Here is a 15,844-nt window from a genome sequence, read left to right on the forward strand (position 1 = left end):
TCCAACATGTACTACGCCTCGGCTGCCCATGGACAAAAGCCGACGCAAAACAATGCTTTGGAAGTGATCATTGGTACCCGCGGCCGGACTCGAACCGGCACGCCATGCGGCTAGGGATTTTAAGTCCCCTGTGTCTACCATTCCACCACGCGGGCCCGCGCCCTCTGTGCCGCATCTGGCGGCGCTTGGCCAGTGCTTGCAGTCAGCGCGTCACCGTCAGCCGCGTGGCGTCACCCGCGCGCAGCTGCAAATCGCCCTCCGGAGAAAATCCAAGTCCGGTCAACGCGCGCAACGCTGCCAGCAGGGTCTCGTCCTGCGCAGCTTCCTCGGGCGAACAGGCCTCGCCGCGTGCGATCTCGGCCTCGACCGTCAGCGACCCGGCCCCTGCCGCGCTCCAGCTGCCGCCGAGCACGCCGCAACCGGCCCGCCCCGAGAGCTGCCCATCCGCTTCGAAGGACAGTTCGGCAGCCGTGTCCCCGACCGGCGCGCCGTCAAGGCTCGCAAGCCGCCAGACGCCCTCGGTCACGCGCGAGACCTGCTCGACCCGGCAACTGGCAAGATCCTGTCCCGCAAGCCGCACCTGCGCGTCATCGCCCTTTGTCCAGACGTAGGTTTCGGGATCATCGACGGAGTCGAACTTCACCCCGGAGGCCGCCCGCGCCCGTGCCATCGGCATCTCTGCCCCGCTGTAGTAAAGCGTGGCCACCTCGCCCTGCAACGTCAGCGCCAAGGCGTCGCCCGCGCAGTCGACCGCCACATGCACCGGGAAGAGATCGGCGGCATCCTCGGCCATCGCCGGGCCGCAAATTGCGACAATACCTGCAAAAATCCAACGGACTACCATGCCAACACTCCTTTTCACCCGGCGCGTCCGGGACCGAGACGGAGCGGCGCGCGTCAGTCGGCGATCTCCGCCAGCCCGTCTTCTTTCACCGCCTGCATGGCGACATAGGTCGAAGTGGTCGAGACATGCGGGAGGGTCGACAGCTTTTCGGCCAGAACCCGCCGGTAGCTGCGCATGTCCGAGGTCCTTACCTTCAGAAGATAGTCGAAACTGCCCGCGATCAAATGCACTTGCTCAATCTCGGGGATCGCCGTAACCGCCTTGTTGAAGGCTTCGAGCGAAGTTTCCCGCGTGTCCGACATGCGCACCTCGACGAAGGCGACGTGATCAAGCCCGAGCTGGATCGGGTCGAGGATGGCCCGGTATCCGCGGATCACGCCGAGGTCCTCGAGCCGCCGGAGCCGCGCCTGGGTCGGGCTTTTCGACAGGCCGATGCGTTTCGCCAACTCGGTGATCGAGAGCCGCCCCTCTTCCGCCAGCGTGGTCAGAATCGCCCGGTCGAAACGGTCGAACTCGTCCGTGACGTTTTGCATCGTGACTTCCATCATCTTCGGTGAACCTGCCTTTCAGAAATACCATCTTCGGGAAAATCGACTTTCGGACATGCGGTATCATAGGGCAAACGTCCGGAGATCACCATGCCCTACGACACCCTTTCCGACCTGCGCGCCGCGATGGATGCCGCAACCTATGCCGACGAGGCGCAGACCGTTGACCGTCTGCGCGACCTCGCCGCCCTGAGCGACGCCGAGCGCGCGCGGATCAACGCCAAGGGCGCCGATCTCGTCCGCGCCATCCGCTCCAGCGCCAAGCCGGGCCTGATGGAGGTCTTCCTAGCCGAATACGGCCTCTCGACCGACGAGGGCATCGCGCTGATGTGCCTGGCCGAGGCGCTGCTGCGGGTGCCGGATGCAGAGACCATCGATGCGCTGATCGAGGACAAGATCGCTCCTTCGGACTGGGGCAAGCACATGGGGCGCTCGACCTCGCCGCTGGTCAACGCCTCGACCTGGGCCCTGCTGCTCACCGGCAAGGTTCTCGATCCCAACCAGCGTCCGGGCCCCGTCGGGCACCTGCGCGCCGCCGTGCGCCGCCTCGGCGAGCCGGTGATCCGCAAGGCCGTGGGCCGCGCCATGAAGGAAATGGGCGCGCAGTTCGTGCTGGGCGAGACCATCGAGGCCGCGATGAAGCGCGGCGCGCAGCAGGAGGCCAAGGGCTACACCTACAGCTACGACATGCTGGGCGAGGCCGCCCGCACCGAGCCCGACGCCCTGCGCTACTTCAAGGCCTATGCCGACGCGATCAAGGCGATCGGCAAGGCGGCCAAGACCGACGACCTGCGCGACAACCCCGGCATTTCGGTGAAGCTCTCGGCGCTCTATGCCCGCTACGAAGAAGGCCAGCATGACGACGTCATGCGCGTGCTCGTGCCGCGTCTCGTCGAGCTCTGCGAGATGGCCGCCAAGGCGAAGATCGGTCTCAACATCGACGCCGAGGAGGCGGACCGACTCGCCATCTCGCTTGACGTGATCGAGGCCGCGCTGGCCGCTCCGTCGCTCGCCGGCTGGGACGGCTTCGGCGTGGTCGTGCAGGCCTACGGCAAGCGCGCCAGCCAGACGCTCGACTGGCTCTACGGCACGGCGCAGCGGCTCGACCGCAAGATCATGGTGCGACTGGTGAAGGGCGCCTACTGGGACAGCGAGATCAAGCGCGCGCAGGTCATGGGCCTGACCGATTTCCCGGTGTTCACCGCCAAGCACAACACCGACATTTCCTACATCGCGAACGCGCGCAAGCTGCTCGGCATGACCGACCGCATCTACCCGCAGTTCGCCGGGCATAACGCGCAAACGGTTGCCGCGATCCTCGAGATGGCTGGCAACGACCGCGACAGCTTCGAATTCCAGCGCCTGCACGGCATGGGCGAGCGTCTGCACGAGATCGTTCACGAGCAGGAAAAGACCCGCTGCCGGATCTATGCGCCGGTCGGCGCGCACCGGGACCTCCTGGCCTATCTCGTCCGCCGCCTGCTCGAGAACGGTGCCAACAGCTCCTTCGTCAACCAGATCGTCGATGAAAGCGTGCCGCCCGAGGTGGTCGCCGCCGATCCTTTCGCCGCGCAGGACGCGCGCGGGCTCACCCGCGGGCCGAATCTCTTCGCGCCCGAACGCGCCAACTCCGAAGGCTTCGATCTGACGGACCGTCCGACCATTGCCCGCGTCGAGGCCGCCCGCACACCTTTCGAGACCACGACCTGGGCGGCGGGCCCGCTGCTCGCCGTCGCGGCCTCTGCGGGCGCAACCGAGGACGTGCTGAACCCCGCCACCCTCGCCAAGACCGGCGAGATCACCTGGTCCAGCGCCGAGACCGTTGCCGCCGCTGCTTCCGCCGCCCAGCCGTGGAGCGCCACGCCGCGGGAGCGCGCCGCGATCCTGAACAAGGCCGCCGACCTCTACGAGGAAAACTTCGGCGAGGTCTTCGCCCTGCTCGCCCGCGAGGCTGGCAAGACCCAGCTCGACGCGGTGGCGGAACTGCGCGAGGCGGTGGACTTCCTGCGCTACTACGCCGCCCGCACCGAAGGCGCCGCACCGCAGGGTGTCTTCGCCTGCATCAGCCCGTGGAACTTCCCGCTGGCGATCTTCACCGGCCAGCTCTCCGCCGCGCTGGCAGCCGGCAACGCCGTGCTCGCCAAGCCCGCCGAGCAGACCTCGCTGATCGCCTACCGCGCGGTGCAATTGCTGCACGAGGCCGGTGTGCCCGCCGCGGTCCTGCAACTTCTGCCCGGTGCCGGTGACGTCGGCGCCGCGCTGACCTCGAACCCCGCCGTGAAGGGCGTCGCCTTCACCGGCTCGACCGAGACCGCGCAGATCATCCACAGGTCCATCGCCAAGCACCTCGCCCCCGGCACGCCGTTCATCGCCGAGACCGGCGGCCTCAACGCGATGATCGTCGACAGCACCGCCCTGCCCGAGCAGGCCGTGCGCGCCATCGTCGAGTCGGCCTTCCAGTCTGCTGGCCAACGCTGCTCGGCGCTGCGCTGCCTCTACGTGCAGGAGGACATCGCCCCGCATTTCACCGAGATGCTGAAAGGCGCGATGGACGTGCTGAAGCCGGGCACCCCCTGGCAGCTCTCGACCGACCTCGGCCCGGTGATCGATGCCGAGGCCAAGGACGGCATCGCCGCACACATCGAGAGAGCCCGCGCCGACGGCCGGTTGCTGCACGAGATCGCGGTTCCCGCCGAGGGTCACTTCATCGCGCCGACGCTGATCAAGGTCGCCGGCATCGACGATCTTGAGCGTGAGATCTTCGGGCCGGTGCTGCACATCGCCACCTTCAAGTCCTCCGAACTCGACAAGGTGATCGACGCGATCAACGGCCGCGGCTACGGGCTGACCTTCGGGCTGCAGACCCGCATCGACGACCGGGTGCAGCATGTCACCGAGCGCGTCCACGCCGGCAACATCTACGTCAACCGCAACCAGATCGGTGCCATCGTCGGCAGCCAGCCCTTTGGCGGCGAAGGCCTGTCGGGCACTGGGCCCAAGGCGGGTGGCCCGCTCTATGTCGATCGCTTCCGTGCCCATCCCGCGCCGCAGGCCGGCACCGCCTGGAGCACCGACGAGGTCCCGGCCCGCATCGAGCAGGCGCTGCGCTCCGCCGGCTGCGCTCCGCAGCCCGAGCGCAAGGATCTGCCCGGTCCGACCGGCGAGGCGAACCAGTACATGACGCTGGCGCGCGAGCCGGTGCTCTGCATGGGGCCGGGCCAGGAGGCCGCCGAGGCGCAGGCCGAGGCGATCCGCGCCCTCGGCGGTGTCGCGGTCACCACGCATGGCAGGCTGGCCCCTCAGGGCCTGGCGAAGCTGACCGGTATCTCGGCCGCGCTCTGGTGGGGCGATGCGGAACAGGCCGCCGCCTACCGCCAGGCGCTGGCGGGCCGCGAGGGTCCGATCCTGTCGCTGGTCACCGGGGCGCCGGACAAGGGCCATGCCCGCGCCGAACGCCATGTCTGCATCGACACCACCGCCTCCGGAGGCAATGCCGCCCTGCTCGGCGGCAACATGTGACCCCCGACGCCTGGCCGTTTCCGGGCGCCATGAAGCTCAGCCGCCTCCCGCCCTATCCGGCGGGAGGTGCGCATTCCCGGCACCGAATTTCGCGCCGACCCGCGCGAAATCGTGTCAATCCGAAGGGTCGCGAAGGGTTTGTTTACCCCCCGCTGCTAGCGAGGACATGTCCGGCGCACGCCGCGCCATGTCTCGAGCAGGAATGGGTCATGAGCAGGTTCTCTATCCGCGTACAATTGCTGATCCTCGGATCGGTCTTCATGCTGCTGACGCTCGCCCTGGCGGTGGCGTCGGGCTTCATCCAGATGCGCATGTCGAACAGCCTGGATTTCGGCAACGACCTGCGGCGACAGACCACGGTTCTGAATACCGTCCAGGCGCGGATCGATCACTCGGGTCTCGCGATCCTGCACTATGAGCACGGCGGCATGGCGCCACTCGACGAGCTGCGCACCAACCTTCTGGCCGTGCAGACGCTGGTGGATGAAAACGCCGATGCCTTCATGACCCCTGCATCCGCAGATGCGCGGCGCCCGGAATTCCTGACCCGCCTGCAGACGGTGGCGGCGCTGGCGAAGAGCCTCGTGCCAGAGATCGATACGCTGACGATCCCCGGCTTCACCATCTTCGAACGCGACAACCACATCAGCAACGTTCTGTTGCCGACGATCGACAAGGCCCGGACGGACGTCACCGACATGCGCAATGAGCTTCACCTCGCAGCGGCGCGCGCAGAGGCGCAGGCCACCGAGGCGGTGGACACCGGGTTTCTCATGCTTGTCACCGCCAATGCCGTGGCGGTGGGCCTGTCGCTGGTCTGTGTCCTTGGGTTCGGCAAGCTCCTCGCCCGGCCCTTCCAGACCGCCGCCAGCGCGGTCCAACGGATCGCCCAGGGCGACTACGCCACCGAGATCGAGGGGCAGGCCCGCGGTGACGAGGCCGGCTCTATCGCCCGCAACCTCGAAGAGCTGCGCGACCGGCTGCTGCAGGCCGATGACACACGCGCGCAGGAGCGGCAGGCGAACGACCGGCGACTGAACCTCTTCCAGTCTCTCGGGGCGGCGATGGGCAGCCTGGCGCGCGGGGACAGCGGGAATCGGCTGGATGCGGAGGAGTGGCGCAGTCTCGACGACGGCGCGGTGCAGCTGTGCGAGAACTTCAACGCGCTGTCGGAAGGCATCGGCACGCTGGTCAGTTCGCTGCGCGCCTCGGCCGACACGGTGCAGCGCAATTCCAAGGAGCTCTCGTCGATGTCCCGCGACATGTCGCGCCGCTCCGAGGTGCAGGCCGCCACGCTCGAGCAATCCGCCGCGGCGCTGGAACAGCTCTCCTCCAGCGTGCGTGCCGCGGCCGAGCGCGCCGAAGATGCCGACCGCCGCGTCGGAGAGGGGCGGCGCCGCGCCGAAGAGGGAGGGGCCGTCATGGAGAAGGCGCTGGCCGCCATGGGCTCGATCGCCGCCTCCTCCGACCAGATCACCCAGATCATCGGCGTGATCGACGACATCGCGTTCCAGACCAACCTTCTTGCGCTCAATGCCGGGGTCGAGGCGGCGCGCGCCGGGGAATCCGGCAAGGGCTTCTCGGTTGTCGCCTCGGAAGTGCGTTCGCTGGCGCAGCGCGCCTCGGAGTCCGCGAGGGAGATCAAGGCGCTGGTTTCCAACAGCTCGCAGCAGGTCAAGGATGGCGGCCAGCTGGTCGAAGAGACCGGCACGGCGCTCTCCGACATCGTGCGCAACGTCAGCGAGGTGTCCGACCTCGTGGCCGAAATCACCACCGCGGCCAGGGAACAGGCCGCCGGCCTGCAAGAGATCAACGTCGGGGTTGCCGAACTCGACAAGGTCACCCAGCAGAACGCCGCCATGGTCGGCGAGACGAGCACTGCCAGCGATCAGCTCAACAGCGAGGCGGACCGCCTGCTGTCGCAGCTCAACCGGTTCACCGGGACCGGCGACACCGACCCGTCCGAGGTCACGCCGCTGGCCGTACCGATCGAGGCCTTCGAGCCGGCTCCGCCCTCGGTGCCGCCAGCCCCGGCCCAGGCCCCCCGCGCCGCGGTCGGAGACGATGTGAGCTGGGAGGAGTTCTGAGAAGGACACCGCCGGAGGCTGCGCTCCCAGGCGCTCGGCGCTGCAGGACCGGCAGGCACACCGAGACCGCCGCGCGCTGCGCTCCGCTCAGAACCGCGGCCCCGACCTGCTACCCGCGGAACGCAGCGCGCCGCGCCTCAGCCGATGTGGCCGCGGTTCGCCCCGACCTGCCCGCGGTGCAACAGCAGGTGGTCGAGGATCACGCAGGCCATCATCGCCTCGCCCACTGGCACCGCCCGGATGCCAACGCAGGGATCGTGCCGGCCCTTGGTGACGATTTCGGTCTCCTCGCCGCTCACGGTCAGCGTCCTGCGCGGGGTGAGGATCGACGAAGTCGGCTTTACCGCGAAGCGCACCACCACGTCCTGCCCGGTGGATATCCCGCCAAGAATGCCACCCGCGTGGTTCGAGCTGTAGACCGGGCCATCCGGCCCCATGGTGATCTCGTCGGCGTTCTCGCTTCCGGTCAGCGTCGCCGCCGCCATACCCTCGCCGATCTCGACCGCCTTCACAGCGTTGATCGACATCATCGCGGCCGCAAGATCAGTGTCGAGCTTGCCGTAGATCGGGGCGCCCAGCCCCGCCGGTACGCCGCGGGCGGTCACCTCGATCACCGCGCCGACGCTGTCGCCGGACTTGCGCAGCCCGTCAAGGTAGTCCGCCCAGCCCTCGGCCGCCTCGGCATCCGGACACCAGAAGGGGTTGCGCGCGATCTCGTCCCAGTCGAAACGGGACCGATCGATGCCCTGCGGCCCCATCTGCACCATGTAGCCGGTGATGTGCAGCCCCGGTGCCAGTTCCGCCAGCGCCGCGCGCGCCAAGCCACCCGCCGCCACCCGTGCCGCCGTCTCGCGCGCCGAGGAGCGCCCGCCGCCGCGGTAGTCGCGGATGCCGTACTTCTGGAAGTAGGTGATGTCGGCATGGCCCGGCCGGAACTTCGCCGCGATCTCGGAATAGTCCTTCGAGCGCTGGTCGGTGTTCTCGATCATCAGCTGCACCGGCGTGCCGGTGGTCTGCCCTTCGAACACCCCCGAGAGGATCTTCACCGCGTCGGGCTCGCGCCGCTGCGTGGTGTATTTGTTCTGCCCCGGCTTGCGCAGGTCCAGCCAGCGCTGCAGCGCCGCCTCGTCGATCGGAACGCCGGGCGGGCAGCCGTCGACCGTAGCGCCAAGCGCCGGACCGTGACTCTCGCCCCAGGTGGTCACGCGGAAGAGATGGCCGAAGGTGTTGAGGCTCATGGTCGGGTCTCCTGTGTCGTGCCGTCCGGGTGCATCTGAGTCCGGGCCCGCCGCGCGGACCCGCCATTCAGGCCAGTCTGTTAGGGCAGCGCGGCCAATGCCTCAAGGGAATTGTCGGGGACCGGAGGCCCGGCGACGCAATTGCGGCACGGGCAAATCACCTTGCCAGTCCGCACCACCCCGGCTAGGTCTTGCGCTACCTCGGGGTGCCGCGCCACGCAAGCGCCGGCTGAGATGCGACTGTGCGAACCCGTTGAACCTGACCCGGTTAACACCGGCGGAGGGAAGGTCACGGCCCTCGGCGCGCTGCCCGGACCGTTCCGTCCTCTCGCCGCAAATTCGGAGGATGCCATGAAGGCCATCAGTTTTGCAGCGGGATGTCTCTTTGCCAGCACGGCGCTGGCGCAGGAGACTGTCCTCACTGTCTACGCGGGCGACTACGTCGTCTCGGAATGGGGTCCCGGCCCGAAGATCGAGGAGATGTTCGAGGCCCGCTGCGGTTGCGATCTGCAGTTCAAGCCCGGCGACCTGCTGCCGCGCCTGCTGCTCGAGGGCGGGAAGACCGAGGCGGACGTGGTCTTCGGCCTCAACACCGACGTGACGAAAAAGGCGCGAGAGAGCGGTCTCTTCGCACCGCATGGGGTTGATCTCTCGCCGCTGACGCTGCCGATCGACTGGACCGACGACACCTTCCTTCCCTACAATTACGGCGAGACGGCCTTCATCTATGACAGCGCCCGCCTGGCGGAGCCACCGCAAAGCTTCGCGGCGCTGCTGGACGCGCCGGATGACCTGAAGATCGTCATCCAAGACCCGCGCAGCTCGATTTCGGGGCTCGCCATGGCGCTCTGGGTCGAGGCAGTCTACGGCGACAAGGCCGAGGACGCCTGGCGCAAGCTGGCGCCGAAGATCCTCACCGTCACCAAGGGCTGGTCGGAAAGTTACGGGCTCTTCACCGACGGCGAGGCCGACATGGTGCTGAGCTACACCACCTCTCCCGCCTACCACATCATCGCCGAAGACGATCACGCCAAGAAGGCGCTGATCTTCCCCGAAGGCAACTACTTCATGGTCGAACTCGCGGCAAAGGTCGCCACGAGTGATCAGCCGGAGCTCGCCCAGCAGTTCATGGATTTCCTGCTGACACCTGAGTTCCAGAAGATGATCGCCACCGGCAACTGGTCCTTCCCGGCCGCGCTGCCGCATGACCGGTGGCCCGAGGGCTTCAAGGAGCTGCAGCTTCCGACCAAGGTGCTCTTCTATTCCGAGGATGAAGCCGCCGCGCTGCGCGACGAGGCCATCGAAGCATGGCGCCGCGGCCTCTCGCAGTAATCGCCGCGCTGGCCGTGGCCGGGCTGGTGCTCGGCCCGGTCGCCGCCGTGCTGGCCCGCGCCGGCGGCTGGGGAACGCTCGGCCCCGGCGACTGGCAGGCGCTGCGCTTCACACTGGTGCAATCGCTGCTCTCGGCCTTCTTCTCGGTGCTTCTGGCGATCCCCGTCGCCCGTGCGCTGGCGCGCCGGCGCTTTCCGGGGCGAGGGCTGCTGATCTCGCTGCTGGGCGCGCCCTTCATCCTGCCGACCATCGTGGCGGTGCTGGGTCTCATCGCGGTCTTCGGTCAGAACGGCATGGTCAACGGCGGACTGCGGGCCCTCGGACTGCCGGGGTTCAGCATCTACGGGCTGCACGGCGTGGTCCTGGCGCATGTCTTCTTCAACCTGCCCTTGGCGACCCGGTTGCTGCTTCAGGGCTGGCTGGCGATCCCCGCCGAGCGTTTCCGCCTCGCCGCGTCGCTGGGCCTGTCGCCACGGGCCATGCGGCGCACGCTGGAGCGACCGATGCTGCTGCGTATCGCGCCGGGGGCCTTCGCGGTGATCTTCGTCATCTGCCTGTCGAGCTTTGCCGTGGCGCTGACGCTGGGCGGCGGGCCGCGCGCCACGACGGTGGAACTGGCGATCTACCAAGCGGTGCGTTTCGACTTCGACCTTGGCCGCGCGGCGCTGCTTTCGATGATTCAGCTCGGCCTTGCCCTCGCCGCGGGACTGCTGGCACTGCGGCTTGGCACCGGCGACGGATTCGGCGCGGGGCTCGACCGAGTGGTGACCCGCTGGGACGGACGCGCGGGCCTGCCGCGGGTGATGGATGGCGCGTGGATCGCCCTTGCCGCACTCTTCCTGCTGACCCCGCTCGCCATGGTCGTCGCTCGTGGCCTGCCCGGCCTTGCCCACCTCGGCGCGGGCAGCTGGGAGGCGGCTTGGAACTCGCTGACCGTGGCGCTGGCCTCGACGATTCTGTGCCTTGCCTGGGCGCTGCCGCTCTCGAGCCGCTGGGGCGAATGGGTGGGGCTGGCGGGCATCGCCGTCTCGCCGCTGGTCCTGGGCACGGGGCTGTTTCTCATCGTGCGTCCCTACGCCAACCCGCTTGCTCTGGCGCTGCCGGTGACCACGCTGGTCAATGCGCTGGTCGCCCTGCCCTTCGCCCTGCGCATCCTGCGCCCCGAGGCCGAGGCGGTGCGGAGCGAGTTCCGGCGCCTGTCCCTGGCCCTGGGGCTGACGCCGGCGGCCTGGGTACGGCTGGTGTTGCTGCCCCGGCTGCGGCGCCCGCTCGGCTTTGCCGCCGGGCTGACGGCGGCGCTGTCGATCGGCGATCTCGGGGTCATCGCGCTTTTCGCCGATCCCGAGCGCGCGACCCTGCCGCTGCAGGTCTACCGGCTCATGGGGTCCTACCAGATGGAGGCAGCGGCGGGGGCCGCGCTGCTGCTGCTCATCTTCAGCTTCGGGGCCTTCTGGCTCTGCGACCGCGGAGGCCGAGCCCATGCTGACACTTGAAAAGCTGACCTACGGCGTGGGGGACTACAGGCTCGCGGCCGACCTCGCGCTGCCTCCCGGACAGCGGGTCGCGGTCATCGGCCCCTCGGGCGCGGGCAAGTCGACCCTGCTCGACCTCGTCGCGGGCTTCCTGACCCCTGCCACGGGGCGCATCCTCTGGCAGGGCCGCGACATCACCGCCAGCCCGCCGAACCAGCGTCCGGTGGCCATGCTCTTTCAGGAGAACAACCTCTTCCCGCACCTCGACCTTGCCCGCAACCTCGGGCTCGCGCTGCGCCCCGGCGGCGGGCGCCTGACGGCGGAAGAAGCCCGCAAGGTCGAGGAGGCGCTGGCGCGCGTCGGCCTCGGCGGCATGTCGGCGCGCAAGCCGGGCGCGCTGTCTGGCGGTCAACAGAGCCGCGCCGCGCTCGCACGGGTTCTGCTCCAGGCCCGTCCGATCCTCGCGCTGGACGAGCCCTTCGCCGCGCTGGGGCCGGCGCTGAAGATGCAGATGCTCGACCTCGTGACCGAAGTCGCCGCGGAGCTGGGCGCGCTGGTATTGCTGGTCAGCCACGATCCGCAGGACGCCCGCCGCTTCGCCCAGCAGACCGTGCTGGTCGCCGAGGGGCAGGCGCAACCGCCGGTGGCGACAGAAAATCTGTTCGATTCCCCACCGGCGGCGCTGCGGGCCTATCTGGGCCAGGAACGCCCCTGAAGCCCTCAAAGCAAAAGGCCCCGCCAATCAGCGGGGCCTTCTTTGCATTTCAAGCGCCGATCACTCGGGCTTGTACTTGATCGGGCGCCAGATCCGCTTGTTGGTCAGATAGAGCAGCACCGACAGCAGCGTCAGGAACAGCACCCCGACGAAGCCCGCGTGCTTGCGCGCCATCATCTTCGGCTCTGCGGTCCACATCAGGAAGGCCGCGATATCCTGCGCCTCGTGATGCAGCTCGTTCGAGTGACCGTCGGCGAATTCCACGTCCTCGCCCGAGAGCGGCGGGGCCATGGCGATCCAGCCGGTCGAGAAGGCGTGGTTCTCGTAGAAGGTGGTGCCTGCTTCGACCTTGGTCTCGCCGGTGTAGCCGGTAAGGACCGAGGCGATGTACTCGGCGCCGCCCATGCCGTTGAACAGCTGCGACAGGCCGGTGCCGTAGGGGCCGTGGAAGCCCGCACGTGCCTTTGCCATCAGCGACAGGTCGGGTGCGCCGACGCCGGTGTTGGCCGGGAAGTGGTCGGTCGGGGTCGCCGGACGGGTGTCATCCAGCTCGGCGTCGAAGACCTCGAAGTTCTGAGCCGCGTAGGCGCGCACCTGGTCCTCGGGGATGCCGGGGCCACCTTCGTCGCTGAGCGTGCGCAGCGGCACGAACTTCAGACCGTGGCAGGCCGAGCAGACCTCGGTGAAGATCTGCAGGCCGCGTTGCAGCTGCGCCTGGTCATAGGCACCGAAGGGACCTTCAAAGGAGAAGTCGAAATCCTCCACATGGCCCCCCTCGCCGGCGGCGAAGGCGCTGCCGGAGAAGAGACCCAGAGCCGCGACGGCGGAAAGGGCAAGTTTCTTGAACATGACTCTTGTGTCCTTTCTCTTACTCGGCCGGGTGCGACGCGGTCGCGCCCTTGTCCGAGGACGTGCCGTAATGCGCGTCGAAGTCTTCCTCGATGGTCGCGGGCACCGGCAGCGGCTTCTCGATCACGCCAAGCAGCGGCAGGATCACGAAGAAATAGCCGAACCAGTAGGCCGCGCCGATCAGCGAGAAGCTGGCGTAGGGCTCTTCGGCCGGCATGGCACCGAGCCACATCAGCGCGATGAAGTCGATCACCAGCAGCCAGAACCACCACTTGAACTGCGGACGGTACTTGCCCGAGCGCACCGAGGAGGTGTCGAGCCAGGGTGCCAGCGCCATCGCGATGATCGCGCCGAACATCGCGAGCACGCCGAAGAACTTCGCGTCGACGATGCCGCCCGTGAGGAACGAGGCGATCTGCACGACCCAGACTTCCGAGGTGAAGGCGCGCAGGATGGCGTAGAACGGCAGGAAGTACCATTCGGGCACGATGTGCGCCGGCGTCGCCAGCGGGTTCGCCTCGACGTAGTTGTCGGGGTGGCCAAGGTAGTTCGGCATGAAGCCGACGATGGCGAAGAACACGGCAAGGATCACCGCCAGGGCGAAGAGGTCCTTGATCACGTAGTAGGGCCAGAACGGCACGGTGTCCTTCTCGGCATCCGCCTTCGAGGTGCGACGCACTTCGACACCGGTCGGGTTGTTGTTGCCCGTGGTGTGGAAGGCCCAGATGTGCACGGCAACGAGGGCCGCGATCACGAAGGGCAGCAGGTAGTGCAGCGAGAAGAAGCGGTTCAGCGTGGCGTTGTCCACCGCCGGTCCGCCCAGCAGCCAGGTCTGGATCGGCTCGCCGATGAACGGGATCGCGCCGAACAGGCCGGTGATCACCGTCGCACCCCAGAAGGACATCTGCCCCCAGGGAAGCACGTAGCCCATGAAGGCGGTGCCCATCATCGCGAGGTAGATCAGCATGCCGATGATCCAGGTGATCTCGCGCGGGGCCTTGTACGAGCCGTAGTAGAGGCCGCGGAAGATGTGCGCGTAGACTGCCACGAAGAACAGCGAGGCGCCGTTGGCGTGCAGGTAACGCAGCATGAAGCCGCCGTTCACGTCGCGCATGATGTGCTCGACCGAGGCGAAGGCCATGTCGACATGCGGCGTGTAATGCATCACCAGCACGATGCCGGTGATGATCTGCAACGCGAGGCAGAAGGTCAGGACGATGCCCCAGATCCACATCCAGTTCAGGTTCTTGGGCGTGGGGATCATGATCGTGTCATAGAGAAGTCCGACGATCGGCAGGCGCTTGTGCACCCAGGTCTCGACCCCGGTCTTCGGTTCGTAATGGTCGTGCGGAATACCAGCCATGGACGCCTCCCCTTAGCCCAGCAGGACCGTGGTCTCTTCCACGAAGGAAGCCACGGGAACGTGAAGGTTCTGCGGCGCCGGACCCTTGCGAATGCGTCCCGCCGTATCGTAGTGCGACCCGTGACAGGGGCAGAACCAGCCCCCGACGCCACCCGCAGTGAAATCCCCGGCATTGCCCAGAGGCACGCAGCCCAGATGCGTACAGACGCCCATCATCACCAGCCATTCACCGGCCTCGTCGAGGGTGCGGTTCTGGTCGGTGGCGTCGGAGCCCGCGGGAACGTTCTCGTTCCGGGCCTGGGTATCGACGAGCTGGTCCATGGTGACCGTGCGGGCTTCCTCGATTTCCGCTTCGGTCCGCCGCCGGATGAACACCGGCTTGCCCAGCCATTTCACCGTGAGCTGGGTGCCGGTCTCCACTCCGGACACGTCAACTCGAATGGTGCTCAGGGCCCGGACGTCGGCCGACGGGTTCATCTGGTTGACCAGCGGCCAGACGGCCGCGCCAGTGGCGACTACGCCGGCACCGCCGGTGGCGTAGAAGAGAAAATCTCTTCGGGTGCCTTCGTGATCTTCTGCTTGTGACACGGGGTCTTCTCCATTCCTCATTGGCCGGGTTCGCGGCCGGCCGACACGCAGATAAAGCCGCGCAAGAGCGCGGCATTTCCGTCAGTTGTATTACCGATCCACCCTACGTCCGTAAAGCAAACATAACAGCCACATTGACGGGAGTGCCGATGTGTCGCGGTTGAAACGCGGTCACGACGGAAGATATTAGGCAGTTAAGACGCAAAACGTTGAACGAAGTTTACCCGAGGGAGCCACGGCCATGAGAGCCCTGATTCTGCCATCCACGCTGATCGTCACCGGGCTTGCCGCCCCCGCTTTCGCGCAGGATTTCGAAGCATCCGTCTACACCGGCTGGCAGACGTCGCCGCACAGCCGCATCACCGGTGAGTATCCGGGCAGCGGTGACAGCTTCGACGAGCTGATCGGCTGGGAAGGGAAATCCTTCGAAATGCCGCCCTACTGGGGTATCCGCGGAACCTGGTGGCAGAGCGACACCTTCGGCTGGGCGCTCGAATTCACCCATGCCAAGGTCTATGCCAACGAAGACGACCGCGACGACGCCGGCTTCGAGACGCTGGAATTCACCGATGGCATCAACATCCTGACGGTGAACGCCATGCAACGCTGGCCCGAGCACTGGGGCAAGCTGACGCCTTTCGTCGGCGCGGGTCTCGGCATCGCCGTGCCGCACGTCGAAGTGGCCACCACCGGCGGCAGCGATGACACGTTCGAGTACCAGTATACCGGCCCCGCCGCGCGCCTGCTGGCGGGCGTGAGCTACCCGATCAACGACACCTGGTCGGTCTACGGCGAATACCAGTTCACCTATTCGTGGAACGAGGCGGATCTCGACGAGGGCGGCACGCTGGAAACGGACATCAAGACCAACGCCCTCAACGTCGGCGTGTCGATGAAGTTCTGAGGCAGCCCCTCCGGGAAATGACAAAGCGCTCCCCTCGAGGAGCGCTTTTCTTTTGCCGGTTCCTCTTGTCGGGCCCGCAGGAGCCTCAGCGCTTCTTGACGAATTCGGTGCGCAACACCAAGCCCTTGATCGTCTCGTGCCGGCAGTCGATCTCTTCGGGATTGGCGGTCAGCCGGATCGCGCGGATCACCGTGCCCTGCTTCAGCGTCTGGCCCGCGCCCTTCACCTTGAGGTCCTTGACCAGCACGACCTGATCGCCATCCGCCAGCAGGTTGCCCGCCGCGTCGCGCACCTCGACCGCGCTCTCGGCAGCAACCTCCGAGGCCGGTTTCCATTCGCCGCTGACCTCGTCGTAGACCCACTCTTCGTCCGACATCGCCGCGCT

13 protein-coding genes, 1 tRNA gene and 1 riboswitch are annotated in these 15,844 nt (G+C 67.4%); of the genes, 6 read left to right on the forward strand and 8 right to left on the reverse strand.

What is annotated here, in order from left to right; translation table 11 throughout:
* Positions 1–71 precede the first annotated feature (71 nt).
* From IQ782_RS18540 to IQ782_RS18550, 3 genes are all read right to left on the reverse strand, one after another.
* Positions 72–155 (reverse strand) — tRNA-Leu (locus tag IQ782_RS18540).
* Between the two features lie 47 nt (positions 156–202).
* The gene (locus tag IQ782_RS18545) at positions 203–844 is read right to left on the reverse strand and encodes an META domain-containing protein (protein ID WP_194136165.1); all 642 of its coding nucleotides are present in this window, start codon (positions 842–844) and stop codon (positions 203–205) included.
* A 53-nt stretch (positions 845–897) separates the two neighbouring features.
* Positions 898–1,377 (reverse strand): Lrp/AsnC family transcriptional regulator, encoded by a 480-nt coding sequence (locus tag IQ782_RS18550; RefSeq protein WP_194136166.1) that lies wholly within the window; start codon positions 1,375–1,377, stop codon positions 898–900.
* Between the two features lie 105 nt (positions 1,378–1,482).
* On the opposite strand from IQ782_RS18550, the gene putA reads away from it, so the two are divergent.
* Both putA and IQ782_RS18560 read left to right on the forward strand, forming a co-directional pair.
* Positions 1,483–4,911, forward strand: coding sequence for a bifunctional proline dehydrogenase/L-glutamate gamma-semialdehyde dehydrogenase PutA (gene putA, locus IQ782_RS18555; RefSeq protein WP_194136167.1), 3,429 nt, complete (start codon positions 1,483–1,485; stop codon positions 4,909–4,911).
* 209 nt (positions 4,912–5,120) lie between these two features.
* Entirely contained in the window at positions 5,121–6,998 is a 1,878-nt protein-coding gene (locus tag IQ782_RS18560) for a methyl-accepting chemotaxis protein (RefSeq protein WP_194136168.1), read from the forward strand.
* A 137-nt stretch (positions 6,999–7,135) separates the two neighbouring features.
* Here IQ782_RS18560 and aroC read toward each other — a convergent pair whose 3' ends face one another.
* Positions 7,136–8,236: a chorismate synthase gene (aroC, locus tag IQ782_RS18565; RefSeq protein ID WP_194136169.1), complete on the reverse strand. Its 1,101-nt coding sequence runs from the start codon at positions 8,234–8,236 to the stop codon at positions 7,136–7,138.
* A 192-nt stretch (positions 8,237–8,428) separates the two neighbouring features.
* A riboswitch (TPP riboswitch) is annotated at positions 8,429–8,539 on the forward strand.
* 48 nt (positions 8,540–8,587) lie between these two features.
* Here aroC and IQ782_RS18570 point away from each other — a divergent pair.
* The 3 genes from IQ782_RS18570 to IQ782_RS18580 are packed head-to-tail and all read left to right on the forward strand — an operon-like array spanning position 8,588 to position 11,755.
* Positions 8,588–9,568, forward strand: coding sequence for a thiamine ABC transporter substrate-binding protein (locus tag IQ782_RS18570; RefSeq protein WP_194136170.1), 981 nt, complete (start codon positions 8,588–8,590; stop codon positions 9,566–9,568).
* Positions 9,544–11,061: a thiamine/thiamine pyrophosphate ABC transporter permease ThiP gene (locus IQ782_RS18575; RefSeq protein ID WP_194136171.1), complete on the forward strand. Its 1,518-nt coding sequence runs from the start codon at positions 9,544–9,546 to the stop codon at positions 11,059–11,061. The genes IQ782_RS18570 and IQ782_RS18575 overlap by 25 nt, the downstream gene beginning before the upstream one ends.
* Positions 11,048–11,755: a thiamine ABC transporter ATP-binding protein gene (locus IQ782_RS18580; protein ID WP_194136172.1), complete on the forward strand. Its 708-nt coding sequence runs from the start codon at positions 11,048–11,050 to the stop codon at positions 11,753–11,755. Before IQ782_RS18575 ends, IQ782_RS18580 begins: the two co-directional genes overlap by 14 nt.
* 60 nt (positions 11,756–11,815) lie before the next feature.
* Here the strand turns inward: IQ782_RS18580 and IQ782_RS18585 are convergent, their stop codons facing one another.
* Genes IQ782_RS18585 through petA form a run of 3 tightly spaced genes read right to left on the reverse strand, consistent with a single transcriptional unit; the run spans position 11,816 to position 14,555 of the window.
* Entirely contained in the window at positions 11,816–12,604 is a 789-nt protein-coding gene (locus IQ782_RS18585) for a cytochrome c1 (protein WP_194136173.1), read from the reverse strand.
* 19 nt (positions 12,605–12,623) lie between these two features.
* Complete coding sequence (gene petB / locus IQ782_RS18590) at positions 12,624–13,967, reverse strand: cytochrome b (protein WP_194136174.1); 1,344 nt, start codon at positions 13,965–13,967, stop codon at positions 12,624–12,626.
* A gap of 12 nt (positions 13,968–13,979) precedes the next feature.
* Positions 13,980–14,555 (reverse strand): ubiquinol-cytochrome c reductase iron-sulfur subunit, encoded by a 576-nt coding sequence (gene petA / locus IQ782_RS18595; RefSeq protein ID WP_194136175.1) that lies wholly within the window; start codon positions 14,553–14,555, stop codon positions 13,980–13,982.
* A gap of 241 nt (positions 14,556–14,796) precedes the next feature.
* Between petA and IQ782_RS18600 the strand changes: the two genes are divergently transcribed.
* The gene (locus IQ782_RS18600; RefSeq protein ID WP_194136176.1) at positions 14,797–15,459 is read left to right on the forward strand and encodes an outer membrane protein; all 663 of its coding nucleotides are present in this window, start codon (positions 14,797–14,799) and stop codon (positions 15,457–15,459) included.
* A gap of 85 nt (positions 15,460–15,544) precedes the next feature.
* On the opposite strand, the gene IQ782_RS18605 is transcribed toward IQ782_RS18600, so the two are convergent.
* The gene (locus tag IQ782_RS18605) at positions 15,545–15,835 is read right to left on the reverse strand and encodes an alkylphosphonate utilization protein (protein ID WP_194136177.1); all 291 of its coding nucleotides are present in this window, start codon (positions 15,833–15,835) and stop codon (positions 15,545–15,547) included.
* Positions 15,836–15,844: the final 9 nt, after the last annotated feature.

Source organism: Salipiger mangrovisoli (genome assembly GCF_015223355.1).
Classification (GTDB): Bacteria; Pseudomonadota; Alphaproteobacteria; order Rhodobacterales; family Rhodobacteraceae; genus Salipiger; species Salipiger mangrovisoli.